The organism is Rummeliibacillus pycnus (assembly GCF_050459865.1).
Taxonomy (GTDB): Bacteria; Bacillota; Bacilli; order Bacillales_A; family Planococcaceae; genus Rummeliibacillus; species Rummeliibacillus pycnus_B.
Map to the genome: position 1 here is coordinate 21505 of NZ_JBCMNM010000098.1, position 20641 is coordinate 42145.

Sequence of the window (20641 nt, forward strand, 5' to 3'; positions counted from 1 at the left end):
CTCATATTGGTGGATGATCACAACAAAATAGAATAGACAAGAGGGATTAGTAGGATGGCTTTTAACAAACCAGAGCAAATTACAGAAATCGCCATTAATGCAGGTGTAGGTAAAGCAAGTTATTCGATTTTTAAGATGTTAGTATTAGGATTTTTAGGTGGGGCCTTTATTGCTTTAGGGTTTTTACTCGATATTCGTGTAAGTGGCAATATGCCGGAAGCATGGGGCAGCTTCGCTGGTTTCATCGGAGCAGCGGTATTCCCATTAGGCCTTATTTTAGTATTATTAGCTGGTGCCGAGTTGATTACGGGGAATATGATGTCTGTAGCAATGGCCTTTTATGCAAAGAAAATTTCAATTCCAGCATTGATCCGTAACTGGTTTTGGGTGACACTTGCCAATTTACTTGGCGCTTTATTTGTAGCATTTTTCTTTGGACATATCGTTGGTCTAACAGAAACAGGTCCATTTTTACATAAAACAGTAGCAATTGCTAAAGCAAAAACAGCAGATTCATTCTTACAAACGTTTATTTCTGGTATTGGCTGTAACTGGCTTGTATGCTTAGCTGTTTGGCTGGCTTATGGCGCAAATGATTTTGTTGGTAAAATTGCAGGTATTTGGTTCCCTGTCACAGCGTTCGTTGCGATTGGCTTCCAACACGTTGTCGCAAATATGTTTGTCATTCCAGCTGCTATTTTTGCAGGACAAGCAACATGGACAGAATTTATAAGTAATGTTATTCCAGCCTTTTTAGGAAATGTCGTTGGTGGCGCCGTTTTCGTTGGCTTGATTTACTTTATTTCTTATCAAAAAGAATATGCTACAACTAAATAGCACAAAAGAAAAAACCGGCATATGCCGGTTTTTTTTTGTATGTTTATGTAAAACTGCACCTCTAATTGAGGAGCAGTTCAGATGACAGTAGTTTTGAAAATGCTTTAAATTGTTCCAATGAAAGGACACGTTTTTCTGTATTTTAGTGTGTAATACCTAAAAAAGCTCCTAACAAATAAGAGACAAGCCATAAAGCCCATACAATTATGCTAAATTTGTGGAATTGATGTTTGGCATTTTCAGTTCCTTTTCGAACGACGTAAATTGCCCAAATTAGGTGAATAGCCATTAAAACAATAGCTGCACCGCCTGCTATTTGGTGTAGACCTAATTTTGATCCGCCAGTTGTTTCAGCAATAGTGCCCATTGTAGTTGTACCGATTGTATCGAATACAAGACCGAATGCAAAACTTAAAATGTGACTTTTTTTAATTGTTCCTGTACGTTTTTCGCTAAATACACCCCATGTGTAGAAAATAAGCGCAAGAGTAATGGTGATTATTGACAAAAGTAATTTACTATCCATTTGCGTTTCCTTCTTTCTTTTAGAAGATATGATACTAAAGTTGCAAATACCACTTAAGTATTATGGTAGATAACATTACTCTATGCAACTGTAATTTTGCCTGGCATGGACATAAATTTATGGAGACAAATCGAGCGCCAATAGTGGTTTATCACAAAGCATTCCATGGGCAATCAAAAATTAAAGAGAAATCAGTGTTTGTGTTGATTAATAATGGAAATTAAAGTAAAACATAGACTGCTATTTATATTTTGTATAAATTGTCACAATTGAATCCTGCAATATGTTATATAAAATATACGAACATTTAATGATTACCAATTTCTTTAATTTCAACGCTACAGATACGGGAAAAGCTTGAGCTGAAAGCCACGAAGAACGGTTTTAAGGAACAAAGCCTAAGAATGCCACGTCCTGTGGAAAAGGCTTCGTGACCAACATCGTGTTGGCCCGAGGAGATTGAAGCAAAGCCCGTGGAAAGTGCCGTCTGTAGAGGAGCATACAAATCTGAATATTGAATAGTTAATGTGTTGAAATGTTCGTATTCAAAAATCGAAAACGGATTTATAAAATTGATTCGTTTGTTAATTTAATTGACATTTATACAGGTACATAATAGTATTTCTTTGTATATACAATTTTCTTGTTTTTTCTTTTTATTTGATTTATTATACCTAAATACTTAGGTATAAATAACTTGTGTAGCGTGGTTAATAATTTGTTGCATATGTACTATGCAAACAATATGTATGAAGAAAAATACATAAGAAATACCTATCTGAATAATTAGTTCGCGAAATTTGTCGAGATTGATCAGACATGAAAATGAACTGGTAAAGAACGTATAAAGATTTGTATTAGGTGAAAATCCGAAATTGATAGAGAGACATTTTAGTGATAGTCAAGCAGAGTTTGAAGGAGAAACTAGAGTTTGACCTTTCATAGTGTCGTAAATTTGAAGGAGATTTTATTCGATGAAATTATTAACCAAAATATTATTGTCGATTCTTGGTACATGTTTGATTGTTTTTATTACAATCATAGGGTTTAATCTATATCAAGTCGATCATTCATCCGTAAAAAATGCAAAAAAATTAGCCCTCAAGGTAAGTGAAACAAAAGCAAGAGATGTCGAAGCTAAACTAAATTATGCTATGAATACTTCTAAAGGTGTTGCTACGACATTGAGCACGATGGTAGAAAAGGATAAAGCGAATCGCCAACTAGCAAATGCCGTTTTAGAAAAGACGCTTCAAGAAAATCCATCTTTCTTGTCTACTTGGACAATATGGGAGCCAAATGCTTTCGATGGAGCAGATAAAAAATATAAGAACACCAAGGGCCATGATGAAACAGGGAGATTTGTTCCTTATTGGACTCGAGAAAGTGGTCAGATTCGTTTATTAGCATCAGACGATTATGATAATCCAAAAGAAAACGACTATTATCAGCTTGCCAAAGACACTGGTAAAGAAGTTATTCTCGATCCATACACTTATCAAGTAGCCGGAAAAAATGTACAAATGACCACGATTGTCGTACCTATTAAGATAAATGATAAGGTAGTAGGGGCTGTTGGGGTAGATATTAGTCTAGACTCTATGCAAAAATTAAACGACACTATTCATCTCTATAAAAGTGGCTATGGAGCCATTATCTCGAATGATGGGACCATTGTATCTCACAAATCACACGAATTGGTTGGAGAAAGTAGTTATAAGCTTGTAGGCGCGAATTCAAGTAAAGTCAAAAATGCTGTTCAAACGGGACAACCTTTATCTTATACGGATGTTTCATCTGATGGAGCCGATGTTTATAAAGTGTTTTCACCAATCAATATAGGTTCTACAGGTACTCCCTGGTCACTTATGATCACTATACCTCTGGATGAAGTAAAACAGGATACCAATACAATGATGAAGTACTCCATCATTATCAGTTTAATTGGTATCATTATTCTTGCTACATTGATTACATTGATTGCTAGAGGATTAGTGAAGCCAATAGTAAAAGTAGTCGATAAAGTTCAAGAAATTGCTGGTGGGAACTTAACAACGGAAGCATTAACAATCCAAACAAAAGATGAAATCGGTCAATTAGCGAAAGCTATGAATGAGATGTCTTCTAGTACCCGTACATTAATCAGCGATGCTGCAGGTATCTCAAAGCAAGTATCCTCTCATAGTGAAGAATTATTGACATACACTAATGAAATAAGTGAAGGTATTGAACAAGTATCAGCCACAACGGAACAATTAGCAGCTGGTTCGACTGATCAAGCTCAGCATGCTAATGAAACGTTAGAAAAAGTACAATATGTGGATGAAGCGGGTAAAATGATAGGACAATATTTGGAAGAGATGACGAATAGTTCACGAAAAACAGAGGAGTCCGTTGAAAAAGGATTACAAAGTGCTAATCAATCGATACAAGGGATGCAAATAATCGAGGAAAAAGTAGCATCCACTGCAAATATTGTTCAACAATTAGGTGAAAAGTCAAAAGAAATTAGAAGAATTCTTGATGTAATCAATGATATTGCGGATCAAACAAATTTATTGGCTTTAAATGCAGCCATTGAAGCGGCACGTGCTGGAGAACATGGCAAGGGATTCTCTGTGGTAGCAGATGAAGTAAGAAAACTAGCCGAACAATCAGCAGAATCTACAGATAAAATTTCTACTATTATTGATGGTGTATTAAAAGAAACTCAAGAAGTTGAACTCTCTATGAATGGTGTTGTTCAAGAAGTTCAAGTAGGTTCTAATTTAATAGAGCAAAATAGAGAAGCTTTTGATGGTATCAATCAAAATATGGAAGAAATGTCCAATAAAATCATTCAAGTCAACGGTGCATCTAAAACAATTCATGATGCAACTACGGATGTGCTTAAAGCTGTAGAAAGTATTGCAGCAATCAGCCAAGAATCATCTGCAGGGACAGAAGAATTATCTGCGACTATGGAAGAACAAAATGCCTCCATTCAAGAGATTCTAGGAATGGCTAAAAACCTATCTCATTTGGCAGAATCACTAGATCAATCGCTATCAAAATTTAAGTACTAACTTCTTTGTCCGGAGTTTAAAAAGAGAATAGACTTAGTTAGAAAAGCCCTGTAAAGTAGATATTTTATGGTCTACTTTATAGGGCTATTTCTTTTCTTTATCTTTAATGAAAAAACAGATGCATTCCATCACATTAAAGTGGAACCTGGTGCCAATCAACTCGAGTGGAGTAGAGCAAAACAGCTCCCGAGTAGAGCAAAATGGCTCCCGAGTGGAGTAAAAAGGCTCCCGAGTGGAGCAAAAAAACTCTCGAGTGAAGCAAAACCACGCTCGAGTGAAGCAAAACCACGCTCGAGTGAAGCAAAACAGCGCCCGAGTGGAGCAAAAAAACACTCGAGTGAAGCAAAAAAACTCTCGAGTGAAGCAAAAAAACTCTCGAGTGAAGCAAAACAGCGCCCGAGTGAAGCAAACCACGCCCGAGATTATATATGAGTGAAATAGTTTTACTAATGTAACTTTTTAATGACATTTACAAAATTTTTAAAAAAAGACTAGACGGATTATTCTATCCCTATGATATGATGAATTAGTTTCTTTATTGTATTGTTAGGAGGTTTAGGATGCAGCGTAGTGATAAAAGTAAGGTTCGTGACTCGAATTTTGAGTTACTTAGAATCATATCGATGTTTATGATTGTTATTCTACATATTGGTACACATGGAATGGGGAAGTATATTAATATATCGAATTTTTTAACAGGATTCAATGAGGTATTTTATTACTTTATTCGATCACTTTCCATCATTGCAGTGAGTTTGTATGTGTTAGTAAGTGGATATTTTCTAACTAAATCGAAGTTTAAGTTGAAGAAGTTAGTTAGCTTATTTATGGAAGTGAGTTTTTTTTCAACGGTCATTTATCTAGTGAATGTACTCGTAGGTAATGTAGATTTTAATGTAGTAATGTTCTTCAAATCATTATTTTCTGTGTTTACCGGTGGGTATTGGTTTGTAACGGTGTATTTTGTTATGTATGCATTATCACCCTTCATGAACAAATTAATTGATCATATGGACAAGAAAGAACACGGGAATTTAATCATTACTGGGTTACTTGTTTGTAATATTTGGCAATTCATCTATCCTCATGCGTTAGTTGGCGTTTCGAATGGATATGGGCTTGTATACTTTTTATTTCTATACATTCTAGCAGCGTATATTCAGAAATATGAGTTTCTCATAAAAGATTTTAACCGAAACCTCTACTTATTTATGTATTTCTTTGTAGCATTTATTAATAGTTTACTAATTTATCGTACTGGTCTAATGGATCAATTGTATTCATACAATTCTCCATTGGTATTAATCATGGCCTATTGTTTATTCCAATATTTTAAAAAGTTAAAAATAAAATCACCCAACATCAATTTTGCTTCTAAATTTGTTTTTGGCATCTATTTAATCCATGAACAAAGTTCGATGAGACCTGTGATATGGAAAAAGTTCGGCATCATAGAAGATATTATTTCGACAGATGGTAACCTGATCATTTTCAAAATGATTGGATATTGTGTCATTGTCTTTATTAGTTGCTGGATAGTATCCTTCGTGATTGGCACAATTTATAACGCTTTATATAAAAAAGTAAGTACTTATATGTTGACGTTTTTGAAGAGCTAAATGTTGATGCGTTTTTTAAATTCCAATTAAACAAAAGAAAACCACCCTACGCCGATTAAAGCGCAAGGGTGGTTTTCTTTTGTTATAAACTAAGACAACGGTCAATTCACAATTCGAACACAACAAATGCATCAGTACCCAAAACAAGCATGAAAGCTTAACGTTCATTAAATAGGGGAACAGTCACCCACTAATAAACCTCAATCTCTTCTGAACTAACTGAAACCTTATGCTTTAAGCTATTTATCGCAAATGCTTTTACATAATATTTGCCTACATGATCGAATGTTACTGAAAGGGTATGGTCAGTCGAATAATTTTTCATCTCAACTCGGTCATTCTCACGGAAAACATACCATGCAATTTTATTTTTCTCGGACTCGGTTTTAGCCTCAAATGTGCATTGAGAACCAATAGGTTGTTTCCCATTTGTTGATTGGGTGATTTCAAGTGAAGGATAATGTAGTAATGTTCTAATATTATCTTTTAAAATAGTAGGAAAGAATTTGCCAACATCACTATGCTTACTATAGTCACCTAAATCAAGTTCATAATTGATATGAACCTCATTTAGTTTGGCCAATAACGGCTTTACATGATTTTCATAGTGTGGTTCATCTTTTCCTAAGTGTATGAAAATATTAGGTTTGCTTTGTGTTTCGTCAATCATTTTTGGCATAATCTCATTTAGAAACTGGTGATCTTCATCAGCTGATAATCCAGACATGAAAAGAGTCACGTCTTGTGAATTCGTTTGATCGAGTAAATAGTCACCTAAATAATACTGAGGAGAAGCAGCGATAATATGATCGAATCCATATTTGATACCATAATATAAAGCCGCATAGCCCCCTTTGCTCGATCCACAAGAAATGACGTGATCAATCTCATTTTCTTTTATGATAAAGTTAATGAGAGAAATGACCGATCTTTCGATGGAAAAATCTCTCTTTTCGCATAGATAATAACTTGCTCGACTTCCGAAATCATCCAATATAAAAAGCTTGTTACAATCAAACTCCGATAATGTACGGACAAAATTGTAAGCCGGTTGTTTCCCTTTAGTAGGAAATGCTGAAAAGATGATAACTAGACTATTTGTCTTTGAATAAGATTTCTGAAACAAATACTTGATAGATTTTTCACTTTCGAATACTTTTTCACCTTTAAACATAGGGTTTCTCCTTTACGAGGTAACGTTTACCATCATTAATAGCTATATCTACTGACTATTTTATTACAGTTGAAACCATTATTATTAGATTTTATTGGCAATTTACAATAGTTTTACAATGATGAAAAGTACCTATCATAATTCGCTATAGATTCGTTGTTAGACAAAATAAACACCACCTGAAATGAAGAAAATCAGGTGGTTCTTTTGTGTCGATAATAAAAACCACTTACTATCTCATATTGTAAAATTAGCTATCAGAGGTTTGACCAGGATAATTTTTTGGGGGATGGAAATGAAAGGATTTTGTCATGTTTATAGGGACACTAAGCAATTGTTAAATATCCTAAATAATTAAAAAAATTGTGGAATATTGGTGCAATATGTTAGATAATTATTAACACCATGATAGTAAAAATGTCTGAATAGGATAGGGGGAGGAAAGTCGGGGGAAGACAAAGGTGAAATAATAAAAAACGCTGTCAATTGCAATTTAAGGTCCATCATTAGTGACCAATATGGTTACGACGCTACTGAAAAATGTAGAAGCGATTTGTACTTCAAGGTCTCTCAATGTACTAAAATAAAAATTAAAATCGAGGGCAGTAAAAAGTATTACATAAACGGAGTTGTTGCTGATGATAAGACCGTGGAAACCTAATGAGCATGTAAAAGTAATGTTTGATAAGTCAAGTAAACATCAACTTAAGCTTAGTTGTACTTGGGATGAGAACTTACCGGAGTGTTTGTTTATCATGTTGAATCCAACTACACTTGATTGCGATAAGTGTGATCGAGCAATTGATAAATGTATTAAAACGGCATCTTATAACGGTTATGGTTCGATTGCAATCGTTAACCTATTTTCTCTGCGAACACCGACTCCTGAACATTTGTTAGAAGCGAGTGTTCGAACACTTCCTCAAAATATGGAAATTGTAAAACGATCAATTAATGCTACAGACATGATCGTCGCCGCATGGGGTGAGAAAGGTTCATGGTTCAATGCGAATTATCCCGTCCTCAGATACATAGAGGCTACCGGGAAAAAACTTCATCATCTTCAAACAAATAAATACGGGTGGCCAATGCATCCACTAAACATTAAAATAGCCTGCGTTTTTAAAGAATATCTTTATGGAAAAAAGATAGATGTTTGGATATAAAGATACAATCTAGCCTAAGACGAATAAAACCTTCTAATAGTGAAAAGCTGTTAGAAGGTTTTGCTTTGTAGGGAGAAAAGAGAAGGTGTTATGTACCAACACTTCACTATTCAATTACGAAATGGCACAAGTTAAGTCCTACCATACCCAAGATTTTCACAAATATAAAAGAGGCAACGAATGATTTCGTTGCCTCTTCTCAATACTTTAAAATCTATTTGCTTACTTTCACTGTACTAGCTTTACTTTTATTACCTGCGTTATCTTGAGCTAACACTTTAAGCGTAGTGCCTTTCTTTTGTGCTTTGATTTTCACTTTGTATTCGCCTTTTGAGTTTGCAACAGCTTTTCCTAGTAATTTATTGCCGTTGTAAATGAATACAGTTGCACTAGCTTCAGTTTTACCAGTGATAGATGTTGTTTTTTGCGTTACTTTTTTAATTGTCGGTGTTTTAGGTGGTGCGAAATCTGGCATTTTCACCAAAGATGGTAGACCAGAGATATAACCAATGCCACCTGTTTTGTTAATACCAATTTGTGTATCAACTGCTTTTTTCAGTTCATCTTTATTTACTGCTGTAATATTTTTTGTATCTAGTTCATCACCAGGATGTTGGAAATTACTGAAGATGTAAGGGAAGTCATTGCGGTTGTCAGCTGCAAATAATCCTGTTGCTTCAGCTCCAGCTGGTACTGATAAAACACGATCTAATTTTTTCGTATCAACATTATAAGCCCATACAAAGTTATTTGTATGCATACCACTGTCTTCACCGATAAACAGTGTTCTCATTGCTTCAGAATAGCTTAAGTTATCTGGATTTGCTACTTTGTTCACAGTTGCTGTATTACCATATGCATCTGCTGCTGGAAGGTCTTCACCAACAACAAGTCCTGACATAGATGAAGCTACATATGAACTATTAATTGCTGTACCTTTGCTATCTTTTTGGCCTTTATTTAAGTCCAATTGATAGGTAACGCCAGATTTAATTTTTGGTAATTGAATATGGTCTGCTGGATCTTTTCCAGATGTGTCTTTTTCCATACTCTTACTTTGATCTGAAATAGCGATGTACACTTTACCATCTTTAGCGTTTAGTGTAACACCTTCCATTTTGTTAAATTCAGTCGTTGCACCAAGGATTGCTGCGTATCGGCGTGATTCAAGGAAAGCTGCTGCTTTTTCTTGACCAGGTTTTACTTTTAGATACTCAACTTTACCAGCTGAATATTGTTTAATTGGTGTAAATCCATCTTTAGGAACATCCGAAGTTTCGAAAATATCACTGAATTTAGTACCTTTATCAATAATATCTTTCACTTCTTTATCTGTTGCATGTCCTAGATTAATCCATTCTAAATCTCCAGAACCACCGTTTTCAATACCTGTTTGATTGAATTTAGCGGCATATAATGTACCTGCGGATAGATCTTTTTCTTTATCTGCTACATACATAAACATCGCTGTATTCGTACCATCGTCACCGAAAAATACTGTTTTGTTATCAGGCATTACTTTCATCAATTCATGAGAGAAACGACCTGTGCTGTAATGCTTCACAACAGATGTTTCGCCATTTTTATTCACTGTAATTTCTGGTGAATAGCCATAGAAGTAAGGATTTGCTTTCGTTGCATCTCCGAAATAAAATTTAGCAAAACTTTCTGTCCAAGTTCTTGCGTTTGATTTAGGATCATTTTCAAATGCACGTGCATCTGGTTCATATTCTTCTGAACCTAAGTGTGTATTCCATGGAGATAAAGAGCCGTTACATGGAATCCAAAGACCGTTCACGGAAGAAAAGTCAATTTTGCTTACTTTTTTCGGTGTAAGTTCACCCGTTTTCTTATTTTGCTCCATTTGAGTTAAAGACATAGAAGAAGGGACTAAACCGTATGCGTCTTTACCCGCTGCATCGATTGTTTGGTATTCATAATGTGTAACCATATAAAGCTTGCCATCAATAGGATTCAAAAGGCTGTTAGAATCTGGTGCATCTGAAACAAAGTATTTTCCCTCTGCGCTGCTAGGATCTTTGATTGGATTGCCGTTAACATCAATTGGCGTACCAGCAGGAACTTTTTCTCCATTTACAGTTGCTACTTTATCTTCGGATTTAAATAATTGATTATATTTCAAAGGGAATGTTTTTACTTTTCCGTTACTATATTTCACATTGACTGAAGCAGTTGTGTACGTTTTTACCATTTGATCAATTGTAGAAGGGGCTTGCATACCGTTAAATTGAACAGATTCAATTTTCAAATTTTCCTTAGCAGCCGCTTGAGTAGGGGAAATAGCTGGAATAGCAATGGCTAGAGCTAGAGCCGCTGCAGCACCTTTTTTAACAAATTTCATATTCATGGATCAAACTTCCTCCTAATAATTTAATAGTCTTCCTGTAATAATTACACAAAAAAACTATTAATGGCATATTAAGGGGATGTTAAAAATGGTTAAGAAATTGTTTCATTAATCTGAATGATTCTTATTGAGCGGAAATTAGTAAGTGAGGATGCTTTCTTGCATCTCTACGAAAAGTTAGGTCTAAAGTAGAAATCATTTTATTGAATAGTAAAAAACTCTGCAGTTCATTCTACAGAGTTTTTTGTATTAAAAATTCAAATGTAGTTCCGTAAATTTAAGCTTCATGCTGGTTTAGTATTTCAAATACCTTTGTGGGACAGGTGTAAATTTAAAACCTGCTGCAAAAGAATCTAATTCATAAGGATCGAACACAATGTTAATCCCTTTTTCTGTCCAAAAGAATTGATGATAATACATTTTTGAATTTTTATCTGCTAATGGGTATTTGTAGGGATGATTTAGAAGATAAGTTTTTACATATTTATTTGCTTCGGCATATGCTTGTGAGTTTTTGAAAGCTTTTTGTAAAGTTATATTTCCACCTTTATAGAAATTAAATACCGTCATTGTGATGTCTTCATGTGCCCCGCCTTGATAGAATGCATTAATATAAGAAATGCTGATTTTATGATCCTGATTGTATATTACTTTGCTGATGCTATAAGATGCAGATGATAAATTTTCCTTTTTTAATTTTTGATTAGCTTCATAGATACTTGCTACGTATTTCAACATTTGATAATTAGCTGCATCATATTTCTTCCCATTTATTTCAGCGTATTGAAAGTTCTTGTTATTTTTATATTTTTTAATTGTTATTTTAGGATTTGTTGATGTGGATTCGGAAGCAAAGACTGGTGACGAATCGTGAATTCCTAGACTTGCGAAAAGTAAAACTGAAGTAATAATCAGTACGACTGTTTTGGTAACACTTCTCATTTTTCTTCCTCCCATAGAATTGTTGCTTAGTGCAGATATAATTTATTCTTTCCATTACAACTCTAATTATTTATGCCATACAAAATAATCAAAATATTTCATGTATTCATTGGATAATATAGATAATATTTTTTATAATGGTATATATTACTAAACTAGTAATAAAAAATAATTGAAGAGGATGGTTGAGAAGAAATGTATAATATGAAATTTGTTAAACCCGTAGCATCACTTATTTTGGGGAGTGCAGTAATATTAGGAGCTATCAGTGCTACACAAGTAGAAGTAGATGCAGCATCGAGTTACAAAATTTCACACGGTAAACTTGTTGCGAAATCATCTGGTAAAGTCGTAAAGGGATTCAAAACATTTAATGGCAAACTCTATAAAAATGGCAAACTATATACGGGTTTAAAAGGTCATGTTTATTATATAAATGGCAAAGTAGGAACAGGTACTTATAAAGGAATCTATTATGTGAAAGGGAAAGTATTTACTGGCGTTGATTCCAAATCCGGAAAGTTCTATGTAAAAGGAAAGGTCAATAAAGGTCTTACACTTTACAATGGCAAACTATACAATGGAACAACATTAAATAAAGGACTTGTTCTTTACAGTGGCAAACTATACAATGGGGCAACATTAAATAAAGGACTTGTTCTTTATAAAGGCAAACTATATAACGGCTCTAACCAGAATAAGGGTGTAATTCAATACAAAGGCCTTTGGTATAAGAATGCAGATATAGCAAATGGTCTCATTAAAACACCTGATGGTAAAGAGATTAAAGTGGTGAACGGTAAAGAAAACTTTGCACTTTCTGTTATGCATACAAACGACACACATGCTCATTTGGATAATATCGCTAAAAGAACGACGGCTATTAAAAATGTTAGAGCCGAAAAACCAAATTCATTACTGTTAGATGCAGGTGACGTATTTAGTGGAACATTGTATTTCAATGGATTTCAAGGACAAGCAGATCTTAAATTCATGAATGCATTGGGCTATGATGCAATGACATTTGGGAATCATGAGTTTGACTTAGGTGCAAGTCCAGAAGGGCATCAAGCACTTGTTGATTTCATTGAAGGAGCAAACTTCCCATTTGTTAGCTCGAATGTGAACTTCTCAGGAGATGCACGTTTTAAAGGATTATTTTCGGATTTAATATCTAGTAATCCAGCAAAAGGTAAAATTTATAATGGAATTATTAAAGAAATTGATGGAGAAAAAGTCGGAATCTTTGGTTTAACAACTGCAGAAACAAAAGAGATTTCAAGTCCTGGAAGCGTTGCATTTGAAAATTATATTGAGGAAGCAAACAAAGCAGTAAAGGCATTCGAAGGTCAAGGTGTTGATAAAATTATCGCCTTAACACATATCGGTTATGATGATAACCCAGCTGTTGATAACGATCTAACATTAGCTGCATCTGTAAAAGGCATTGATTTAATCGTTGGCGGACATAGCCATACACAATTAGATAAACCTGTGGTAGTAGATAAAGATAACAACAATAAAGCAAAAGATCCAACAGTCATTGTACAAGCTTATCAATATAGCGATTTCTTAGGTACGGTGGATGTTGAATTTGATGGTGCAGGCAAAGTCGTGAAATCAGATGGCAAGTTGATCAAGATTGCTGATTTACCAGAAGATCCGGAAGCAGCTGCCATGTTAAAAGATTACTCTGAAAAGCTAAAAGAGATTTCTAGTAAATCAATTGGCGCGGTTGCAGAAAGTGACCTTATAAACCCGAGAGCATCAGATGCAGGAAACACTTCAGGTGTAAGTGTACGAAATAGTGAAACAGCTCTAGGAAACATCATTACAGATGGAATGTTAGCAAAAGCAAAAACTTATGACAAAGATATTGTCATGGCATTGCAAAATGGTGGTGGTATTCGATCAGCTATTCCTGCTGGTGATATCGCAGTAGGAGAAGTGATCACGGTTCTTCCATTTGGTAACACTCTTGCTACAATGTCATTGACAGGTGCTGAACTCAAAGCAGCATTTGAAACAAGCTTCAAGGAATATCCAAAAGAAAACGGTGGCTTCCTACATGTATCTGGAGGTAAAGTAGAATTTGATTCATCTAAACCAGTAGGCGAGCGAGTAGTATCTATTTCATTTAAAGATGCAGATGGCAAATACACACCTATTCAAGATAATCAAACTTACAAAATCGCAACAAATGCCTTCACAGCAAAAGGTGGCGACGGCTACACAGTATTCGCCAAAGCATATGCAGAAGGCCGCGTAACAGACCTAGGCTTATCAGACTGGGAGAACCTAGCGGAACAACTAACAAAAATGAAAACAATTCAACCGAAAATAGAAGGTAGAATTGTAGATGTGAAAAAATAGAAAACGGAAAACACCATCTAATGAGTAAGAAATTAGATGGTGTTTTTTTGATGTTTTTAATAAAAATATATCATTTTTGATAATTCTAGCTTGGATAGAGGACTTAAATAGCTGAGAGAGCGAATACAATTTCAAATGGAGCGAATAAAACTCCAGAGAGAGCGAATAAATCACCGAAGAGAGCGAATAAACCTCCAAAGAGAGCGAATAAATCCCGAGAGAGAGCGAATAAACCTCCAAAGAGAGCGAATAAATCCCGAGAGAGCGAATAAAACACCGAAGAGAGCGAATAAATCCCCCGAGAGAGCGAATAAACTACTTATTATCAAATTAATATGTACTAATAAAATAATAGTATATCACTATTGAATAAAATTTCATGTTCAAACATATAATGAGAAAAAATTTTCAATCAATACAACTAAAAATGTCCCGCCTAATGACAATAAACCCTAAAAATTAACGAACTATCACTATAATGGTTTAAAAAGAAACGTTATTTAGTATGACATAATTATCTCATTATGTTGACATATTAAAAGATTTTAAGTATATTATTGTGTAATCGGTTACATGTGTAATCGGTTACACACAACCACAGAGGAGGGGAAATATGGTAACGATTAAGGACGTAGGAAAACGTGCAGGCGTTTCTGTTGCTACTGTCTCCAGGTATTTGAATGGGAAAGGCTATGTTAGTGAAGAAGCGAAGCAAGTAATAGAGAAGGCTATTGAGGAGTTAGATTATAAGCCTAATCAGCTTGCTCGATCATTAAGCACAAAGAAGACCAATATTATTGGATTGCTTGTACCAGACATTACCAACCCATTTTTCCCTGAATTAGCTAGAGCTGTGGAAGATACAGCATTTGCAAATGGCTATACAGTTGTGCTGTGTAATTCGGGAGAACAGAAAGAAAAAGAAATTCATTATATAGAATCACTTCAGCAAAATTATGCTGCAGGATTTATTGTAACGACAAATCATCTCGAAGCAGACTATTATCGTAATATTCAATTACCAATTGTTGCGCTCGATAGACGACTTGATCCGTCCATTCCGACCGTGACAACGAACAATATTGATGGAGCGAAAATCGCAACGGAATACTTAATCGGAAGAGGATCTAAGCACATACTTTGTATGCGAGGACCAATTGGATTAGATGTTGCAGAAGATCGAATGAAAGGCTTTACGGAAACAATCAGTAACTATCCAAATATAAAAACAGATATCATTACAAGTTTATTTGATTTTGATGAAGCAGAGCATAAAGCATTTGAGTTTCTCAAAACACACGAAACAGTTGATGCTATATTCGCGGCAAGCGATGCATCTGCGATTGGTGCGATGAAAGCAGCTCATTCACTAGGTATACAAATTCCAGGTGATCTTCAATTAGTGGGGTTTGACGGAATCAGTATTGGAAAACTGTTAACACCCGAATTGACGACGGTCGCACAAGATATTTATAAATTGGGCACTGTCGCTACTGAATTGCTTATCAAAAAAATTGAAAACGAAGTAATTGAAAATAATTTAATTGAATTACCTGCAACATTAGTTGTTCGAAGTTCTACAAAGTAAGGAGGGATTTCATGATTACCGTAATAGGCAGTATCAATATGGATTTAGTAATTGATACAACAATTTTCCCTAAACAAGGCGAGACAGTTTTAGGTAATCGCTTTGAAACAGTACCAGGCGGTAAAGGGGCAAATCAAGCTGTAGCAGCTGCAAGGCTTGGCGGAGATATACATATGTTAGGTGTTGTTGGTGAGGATGGCTTTGGTCAAGAATTAACAAAGAATTTAGTGGCTGAAGGTATTGATACACAATTTGTATCGACCACATCACAAGCGGCTACTGGCATTGCCAATATACTCCTCTATGAAAATGATAATCGTATTATTGTTGTGCCAGGTGCAAATGGTTTAGTAACACCAACAGAAATTGATGGTGCTAAAGAGGTTATCGGAAAAAGTGATATGGTGATCATGCAGCTTGAAATACCAGCAGACACGGTTCATTATACATTAAATCTTTGTAAGCAACTTGGTGTACCAGTATTGCTAAATCCTGCACCATCAGAAAACTTTGACGCATCTTGGATGGATTTAATTAGCTATATCACACCAAATGAAACAGAATGTGCAGATATTTTTTCAGGTGATTTAGAAAGCACATTAGAACAACATCCAAATAAGGTAATCGTCACACTTGGTTCTAAGGGTGCTCGTTATTTTGATGGGAAAGAGCATATTTTCGTAGAAGGATTTAAGACTCAAGCGGTTGATACGACTGGTGCAGGTGACACATTCAATGGTGCATTAGCTTATGCATTAACGACTGGTCAATCTCTTAAAGAGGCTGTTCGTTTTGCAAATATCGCAGCATCATTATCAGTCGAAAAATTTGGAGCACAAGGTGGAATGCCTACACTTCAAATGGTAGAAAGTCGCTTGGGAGGACAATAATTTTGAAAAAGCATGGAATTTTAAATCGCGAACTAGCTGGAATTTTTGCCAAAATGGGACATACAGATACGATTATAATCGCGGATTGTGGTTTACCAATTCCAGATGGTGTGCCTTGTATTGATTTAGCTTATACGCTAGGAAAACCAAGTTTCGCAGATATTTTAGAAGTTGTTTTAGATGATTTTAAAGCTGAAAAAGCTGTCATTGCTCAAGAAATAGAAAGTCAAAATACGGTACTACACAGTCTTGTGCATCAAGTGCTTTACGTTCCAATCGAAACAGTTAGCCATGAGGAACTAAAGCAACTTTCATCTAAAGCAAAAGTTATTATTCGTACTGGTGAAGCAACACCGTTTGCAAATATCATTTTGCAATCAGGCGTTATATTTTAACGAGGTGGTGAAATCGCATGATTGAAATGACAGGCATTGATAAAGCCTTCAGCGGAAATGTCGTGTTGAAGGATGTACAATTTTCGCTAGTAGATGGAGAAATCCATGCACTAATGGGTGAAAATGGCGCTGGTAAATCAACGCTTATGAAAATTTTAACAGGGATTTACGAACGAGATGCAGGCGTTATTAAAGTAGATGGCCAAGAGGTTCATTTCAAATCACCTAAAGAAGCAGAAGCAATGGGGATTGCCGTAATCCATCAGGAGCTAAATATTTTACCTGACTTAACAGTTGCTGAAAACCTATTCTTAGGAAACGAACGAACCATTGGCAAGTCAGGTATCTTAAAGACAAAAGAAATGAATAAAGAAGCGAGTCGAATTCTAAGTCAACTTGGTCTTGATGTTGATGTCAAAACTCCGGCAGGTCAATTATCTGTTGGGAAACAACAAATTATTGAAATTGCCAAAGCAATTGAAACGCATGCCAAAGTAATCATTATGGATGAACCGACAGCTGCCCTTACAGATCGTGAAATCAAAACATTATTTAAAACCATTCGTAAACTACAATCTCAAGGTGTTTCCTTTGTCTATATTTCACACCGTATGGAAGAGATTTTTGCCATTTGTGATCGCATTACCATTTTGCGAGATGGTGAATATGTTGGCGTTCGAGTGATTAAAGAAACAAACTTTGATGAAATCGTGAAAATGATGGTTGGACGTGAACTGGGTGACCGTTTCCCAGAAAGACAAGCGAAAATCGGGGATGTTAAGCTCGAAGTGAAAGGGCTTACAAGAAATGGGTATTGTGAAGAGATTAACTTCCAACTACGAAAAGGTGAAGTACTAGGTATTGCTGGCTTAATGGGAGCTGGTCGTACAGAAGTAGTACAAGCTTTGTTTGGCTATCGAAAAATGAATAAAGGTGAAATATTCATAGATGGTCAAAAGGTGAAAATTTCAAATCCAATTCAAGCGAAAAAACATGGCATTGGCTATGTATCAGAAGACCGTAAATCAGAAGGTTTAGTAGTTGATTTTTCGATTAAAGAAAATATTATGCTTACAAATTTAGATAAAGCTTCAAAAATGGGCATTATCGATCGTAAAAAGGAAACGAGTTTTGTAGAAAATTTAATCAAAAAATTAGGTGTTCGTACATCGGGCGCCATGCAAACTGCCAAATCATTAAGTGGTGGTAACCAACAAAAGGTTGTAATCGCTAAATGGTTAGGTGATGAACCTAAAATCTTAATCTTAGATGAACCAACTCGCGGTGTCGATATCGGTGCTAAAAAAGAAATCTATCAAATTATTAATAACCTTGCAGAACAAGGTGTTGCCATTTTAATGATTTCATCAGAATTACCAGAAATTATCGGTATGGCAGACAGAGTACTTGTTATGCATGAAGGTAAAATCACTGGAGAAGTCACAAAAGAAGAAATGACGCAAGAAAAAATTATGTATTACGCTACTGGAGGTGACAAAGTTGTCCAAATCTAAAGGGTTAATTCAAAAACTTGGACCACTTCTAGGACTCCTTTTAATCATCATCATTATTTCGATTATGAGCCCTAGCTTTTTAACAGCTACAAATATTTTCAACGTACTTCGTCAAGTATCAATTAGTGCGTTAATCGCATTCGGGATGACTTTTGTTATCTTAACTGGCGGTATCGATTTATCAGTCGGATCTACTCTAGCATTAACCGGTGCAATTAGTGCAGGTATGCTTGCAAGCGGTATGGATCCAATTTTAGCAATGCTTATTGGATTAGCACTAGGTGCGGTTCTTGGTGCAGTCAACGGTGTCATTATTGCAAAAGGGAAAGTTGCTCCTTTCATCGCAACATTAGCAACAATGACAATCTATCGTGGTATAACACTTGTTTATACAGACGGTAAACCTGTATCTGGCCTAGGTGATTCAATGGTCTTCCAAATGTTCGGTAAAGGGTACTTTTTAGGAATCCCAGTACCAGTCATCACAATGATCGTGGCATTCTTTGTTCTTTACTTTATCTTACGTAAAACAACATTTGGTCGACGCGTTTATGCAATTGGTGGTAACGAAGAAGCTTCTCGCCTTTCAGGTATTAATGTAGACCGTATTACAATCGCTGTTTACTCATTAACAGGTATGCTTGCAGCACTATCCGCTTTAATCTTAACTTCTCGCCTTAACTCAGCTCAACCAACAGCTGGTGAATCATATGAACTTGATGCGATCGCAGCAGTAGTACTTGGTGGTACTTCTTTAACAGGTGGTCGCGGTTGGATTTTCGGTACATTGGTAGGTGCGTTAATCATCGGTGTACTAAACAATGGTTTAAATCTAATTGGGGTATCTTCATTCTTCCAACAAGTTGTGAAGGGTGTCGTAATATTAATCGCGGTACTTCTTGACCGTAAAAAAACAGCATAGGAGAGAATCAATACAATGAAAAAACTATCTTGGACTTTAGCATTATCAGCTTCACTACTACTAGGCGCATGTTCTATGTCACCAAATGGTGATAGCTCATCATCTGATAAAGCAGCAAAAAAATCTACAGATGATATGAAAATTGGTATGTCAATTTCAACATTAAATAACCCATTCTTCGTTACATTATCTGATGGTGCAAAAGCAGAAGCCAAAAAAGATAAAGTGGATCTTACAGTAGTAGATGCACAAGATAATGCTTCAAAACAAGCTTCTGACGTAGAAGATTTAATCCAACAAAAAGTAGACTTAATCATCATTAACCCGACAGATTCAGAAGCAGTTGCTTCAGCTGTACAAGCTGCTAATGATGCCAATATTCCTGTTATCACTGTAGACCGTTCTTCTGATGGTGGTGAAGTTGTATCACACATCGCTTCAGATAACGTAAAAGGTGGCGAAATGGCTGGTCAATACTTAGAAGAATTAGTAGGCAAAGGTGCAAAAGTTGCTGAACTTGAAGGTGTAGCTGGTTCATCTGCTGCTCGTGACCGCGGTGAAGGTTTCCACAAAGTTGCTGATAAAGACTTAAAAGTAGTAAAATCTCAAACTGCTAACTTCAACCGTTCTGAAGGTTTAACAGTAATGGAAAACATTCTTCAATCTAACCCAGACATCAAAGGTGTATTCGCACACAATGACGAAATGGCTCTAGGTGCTCTTGAAGCAATTGAAGCTGCTCACAAAGACATTAAAGTAGTAGGTTTTGATGCTACTGACGATGCTCAAAAAGCTGTTAAACAAGGTAAAATGTCTGCAACAATCGCTCAAAAACCAACTGAAATCGGACAAATCGCAATCGACACAGCTGTAAAATCACTTAAAGGTGAAAAAGTAGCAAAATCTATTCCAGTTGATCTTGAATTAATTAAAAAATAGAATTTAATCTATTGAAATAGATAGTCACACTTTGAAAAAAGTGTGGCTTTTTTGATTGGAAAAAAGAAGTGAAATACAAATATTAATAGTATTAATCTGTTTTCGGCATGATGTGGGATTAGCTTCGCTTTCCGGGGCGAGCGTTGAGCCTCCTCGGCAGTAAACTGCCTGCGGGGTCTCACCTGTCTCGCTTTCCAGCAGGAGTCTTCGCTAATTCCACATCAACAATGATAGCTCAAGATTTTATTATAAACTTTCATCTATTTTTACTTTTTAAGTGCCTTCATCGAGGGGATTGAAGCCTAGTCGTCCTGTGGCAACGG

At 35.6% G+C, this 20641-nt stretch carries 16 protein-coding genes; 12 read left to right on the forward strand and 4 right to left on the reverse strand.

The features are described from left to right. The first annotated feature begins 54 nt into the window (after positions 1-54). Positions 55-837 carry a formate/nitrite transporter family protein gene (locus ABE048_RS17895; protein ID WP_430312622.1) on the forward strand — a complete coding sequence of 261 codons (783 nt, stop codon included), beginning with the start codon at positions 55-57 and terminating at the stop codon, positions 835-837. Positions 838-979: 142 nt separating this feature from the next. On the opposite strand, the gene ABE048_RS17900 is transcribed toward ABE048_RS17895, so the two are convergent. Next, complete coding sequence (locus ABE048_RS17900) at positions 980-1363, reverse strand: HsmA family protein (protein WP_430312623.1); 384 nt, start codon at positions 1361-1363, stop codon at positions 980-982. Between the two features lie 974 nt (positions 1364-2337). On the opposite strand from ABE048_RS17900, the gene ABE048_RS17905 reads away from it, so the two are divergent. From ABE048_RS17905 to ABE048_RS17915, 3 genes are all read left to right on the forward strand, one after another. Next, positions 2338-4428 (forward strand): methyl-accepting chemotaxis protein, encoded by a 2091-nt coding sequence (locus ABE048_RS17905; RefSeq protein ID WP_430312624.1) that lies wholly within the window; start codon positions 2338-2340, stop codon positions 4426-4428. Positions 4429-4494: 66 nt separating this feature from the next. Next, positions 4495-4860 (forward strand): hypothetical protein, encoded by a 366-nt coding sequence (locus ABE048_RS17910; RefSeq protein ID WP_430312625.1) that lies wholly within the window; start codon positions 4495-4497, stop codon positions 4858-4860. A 128-nt stretch (positions 4861-4988) separates the two neighbouring features. Further along, positions 4989-6047 (forward strand): acyltransferase, encoded by a 1059-nt coding sequence (locus tag ABE048_RS17915; RefSeq protein ID WP_430312627.1) that lies wholly within the window; start codon positions 4989-4991, stop codon positions 6045-6047. A 190-nt stretch (positions 6048-6237) separates the two neighbouring features. On the opposite strand, the gene ABE048_RS17920 is transcribed toward ABE048_RS17915, so the two are convergent. Next, positions 6238-7221: a Two component regulator three Y domain-containing protein gene (locus tag ABE048_RS17920; protein WP_430312628.1), complete on the reverse strand. Its 984-nt coding sequence runs from the start codon at positions 7219-7221 to the stop codon at positions 6238-6240. A 638-nt stretch (positions 7222-7859) separates the two neighbouring features. Here ABE048_RS17920 and ABE048_RS17925 point away from each other — a divergent pair. Then, a complete protein-coding gene (locus ABE048_RS17925) occupies positions 7860-8387 on the forward strand; it encodes a DUF1643 domain-containing protein (protein WP_430312629.1) in 528 nt (175 codons plus the stop codon). Positions 8388-8601: 214 nt separating this feature from the next. Here ABE048_RS17925 and ABE048_RS17930 read toward each other — a convergent pair whose 3' ends face one another. Both ABE048_RS17930 and ABE048_RS17935 read right to left on the reverse strand, forming a co-directional pair. Next, positions 8602-10755 carry an alkaline phosphatase PhoX gene (locus ABE048_RS17930; RefSeq protein WP_430312630.1) on the reverse strand — a complete coding sequence of 718 codons (2154 nt, stop codon included), beginning with the start codon at positions 10753-10755 and terminating at the stop codon, positions 8602-8604. A gap of 294 nt (positions 10756-11049) precedes the next feature. Continuing rightward, positions 11050-11697 (reverse strand): hypothetical protein, encoded by a 648-nt coding sequence (locus ABE048_RS17935; protein WP_430312631.1) that lies wholly within the window; start codon positions 11695-11697, stop codon positions 11050-11052. A gap of 195 nt (positions 11698-11892) precedes the next feature. Here ABE048_RS17935 and ABE048_RS17940 point away from each other — a divergent pair, with 195 nt between their 5' ends. From ABE048_RS17940 to rbsB, 7 genes are all read left to right on the forward strand, one after another. Beyond that, positions 11893-14070, forward strand: coding sequence for a bifunctional metallophosphatase/5'-nucleotidase (locus ABE048_RS17940; RefSeq protein ID WP_430312632.1), 2178 nt, complete (start codon positions 11893-11895; stop codon positions 14068-14070). Between the two features lie 613 nt (positions 14071-14683). Beyond that, complete coding sequence (locus ABE048_RS17945) at positions 14684-15658, forward strand: LacI family DNA-binding transcriptional regulator (protein ID WP_430312633.1); 975 nt, start codon at positions 14684-14686, stop codon at positions 15656-15658. Between the two features lie 11 nt (positions 15659-15669). Further along, positions 15670-16548, forward strand: coding sequence for a ribokinase (gene rbsK, locus ABE048_RS17950; RefSeq protein ID WP_430312634.1), 879 nt, complete (start codon positions 15670-15672; stop codon positions 16546-16548). Positions 16549-16550: 2 nt separating this feature from the next. Further along, positions 16551-16943: a D-ribose pyranase gene (rbsD, locus tag ABE048_RS17955; RefSeq protein WP_430312635.1), complete on the forward strand. Its 393-nt coding sequence runs from the start codon at positions 16551-16553 to the stop codon at positions 16941-16943. A 17-nt stretch (positions 16944-16960) separates the two neighbouring features. Further along, entirely contained in the window at positions 16961-18457 is a 1497-nt protein-coding gene (locus tag ABE048_RS17960) for a sugar ABC transporter ATP-binding protein (RefSeq protein ID WP_430312636.1), read from the forward strand. After that, entirely contained in the window at positions 18444-19379 is a 936-nt protein-coding gene (gene rbsC, locus ABE048_RS17965; RefSeq protein ID WP_430312637.1) for a ribose ABC transporter permease, read from the forward strand. Before ABE048_RS17960 ends, rbsC begins: the two co-directional genes overlap by 14 nt. A gap of 15 nt (positions 19380-19394) precedes the next feature. Continuing rightward, the gene (gene rbsB / locus ABE048_RS17970; RefSeq protein ID WP_430312638.1) at positions 19395-20318 is read left to right on the forward strand and encodes a ribose ABC transporter substrate-binding protein RbsB; all 924 of its coding nucleotides are present in this window, start codon (positions 19395-19397) and stop codon (positions 20316-20318) included. The last annotated feature ends 323 nt before the right edge of the window (positions 20319-20641 follow it).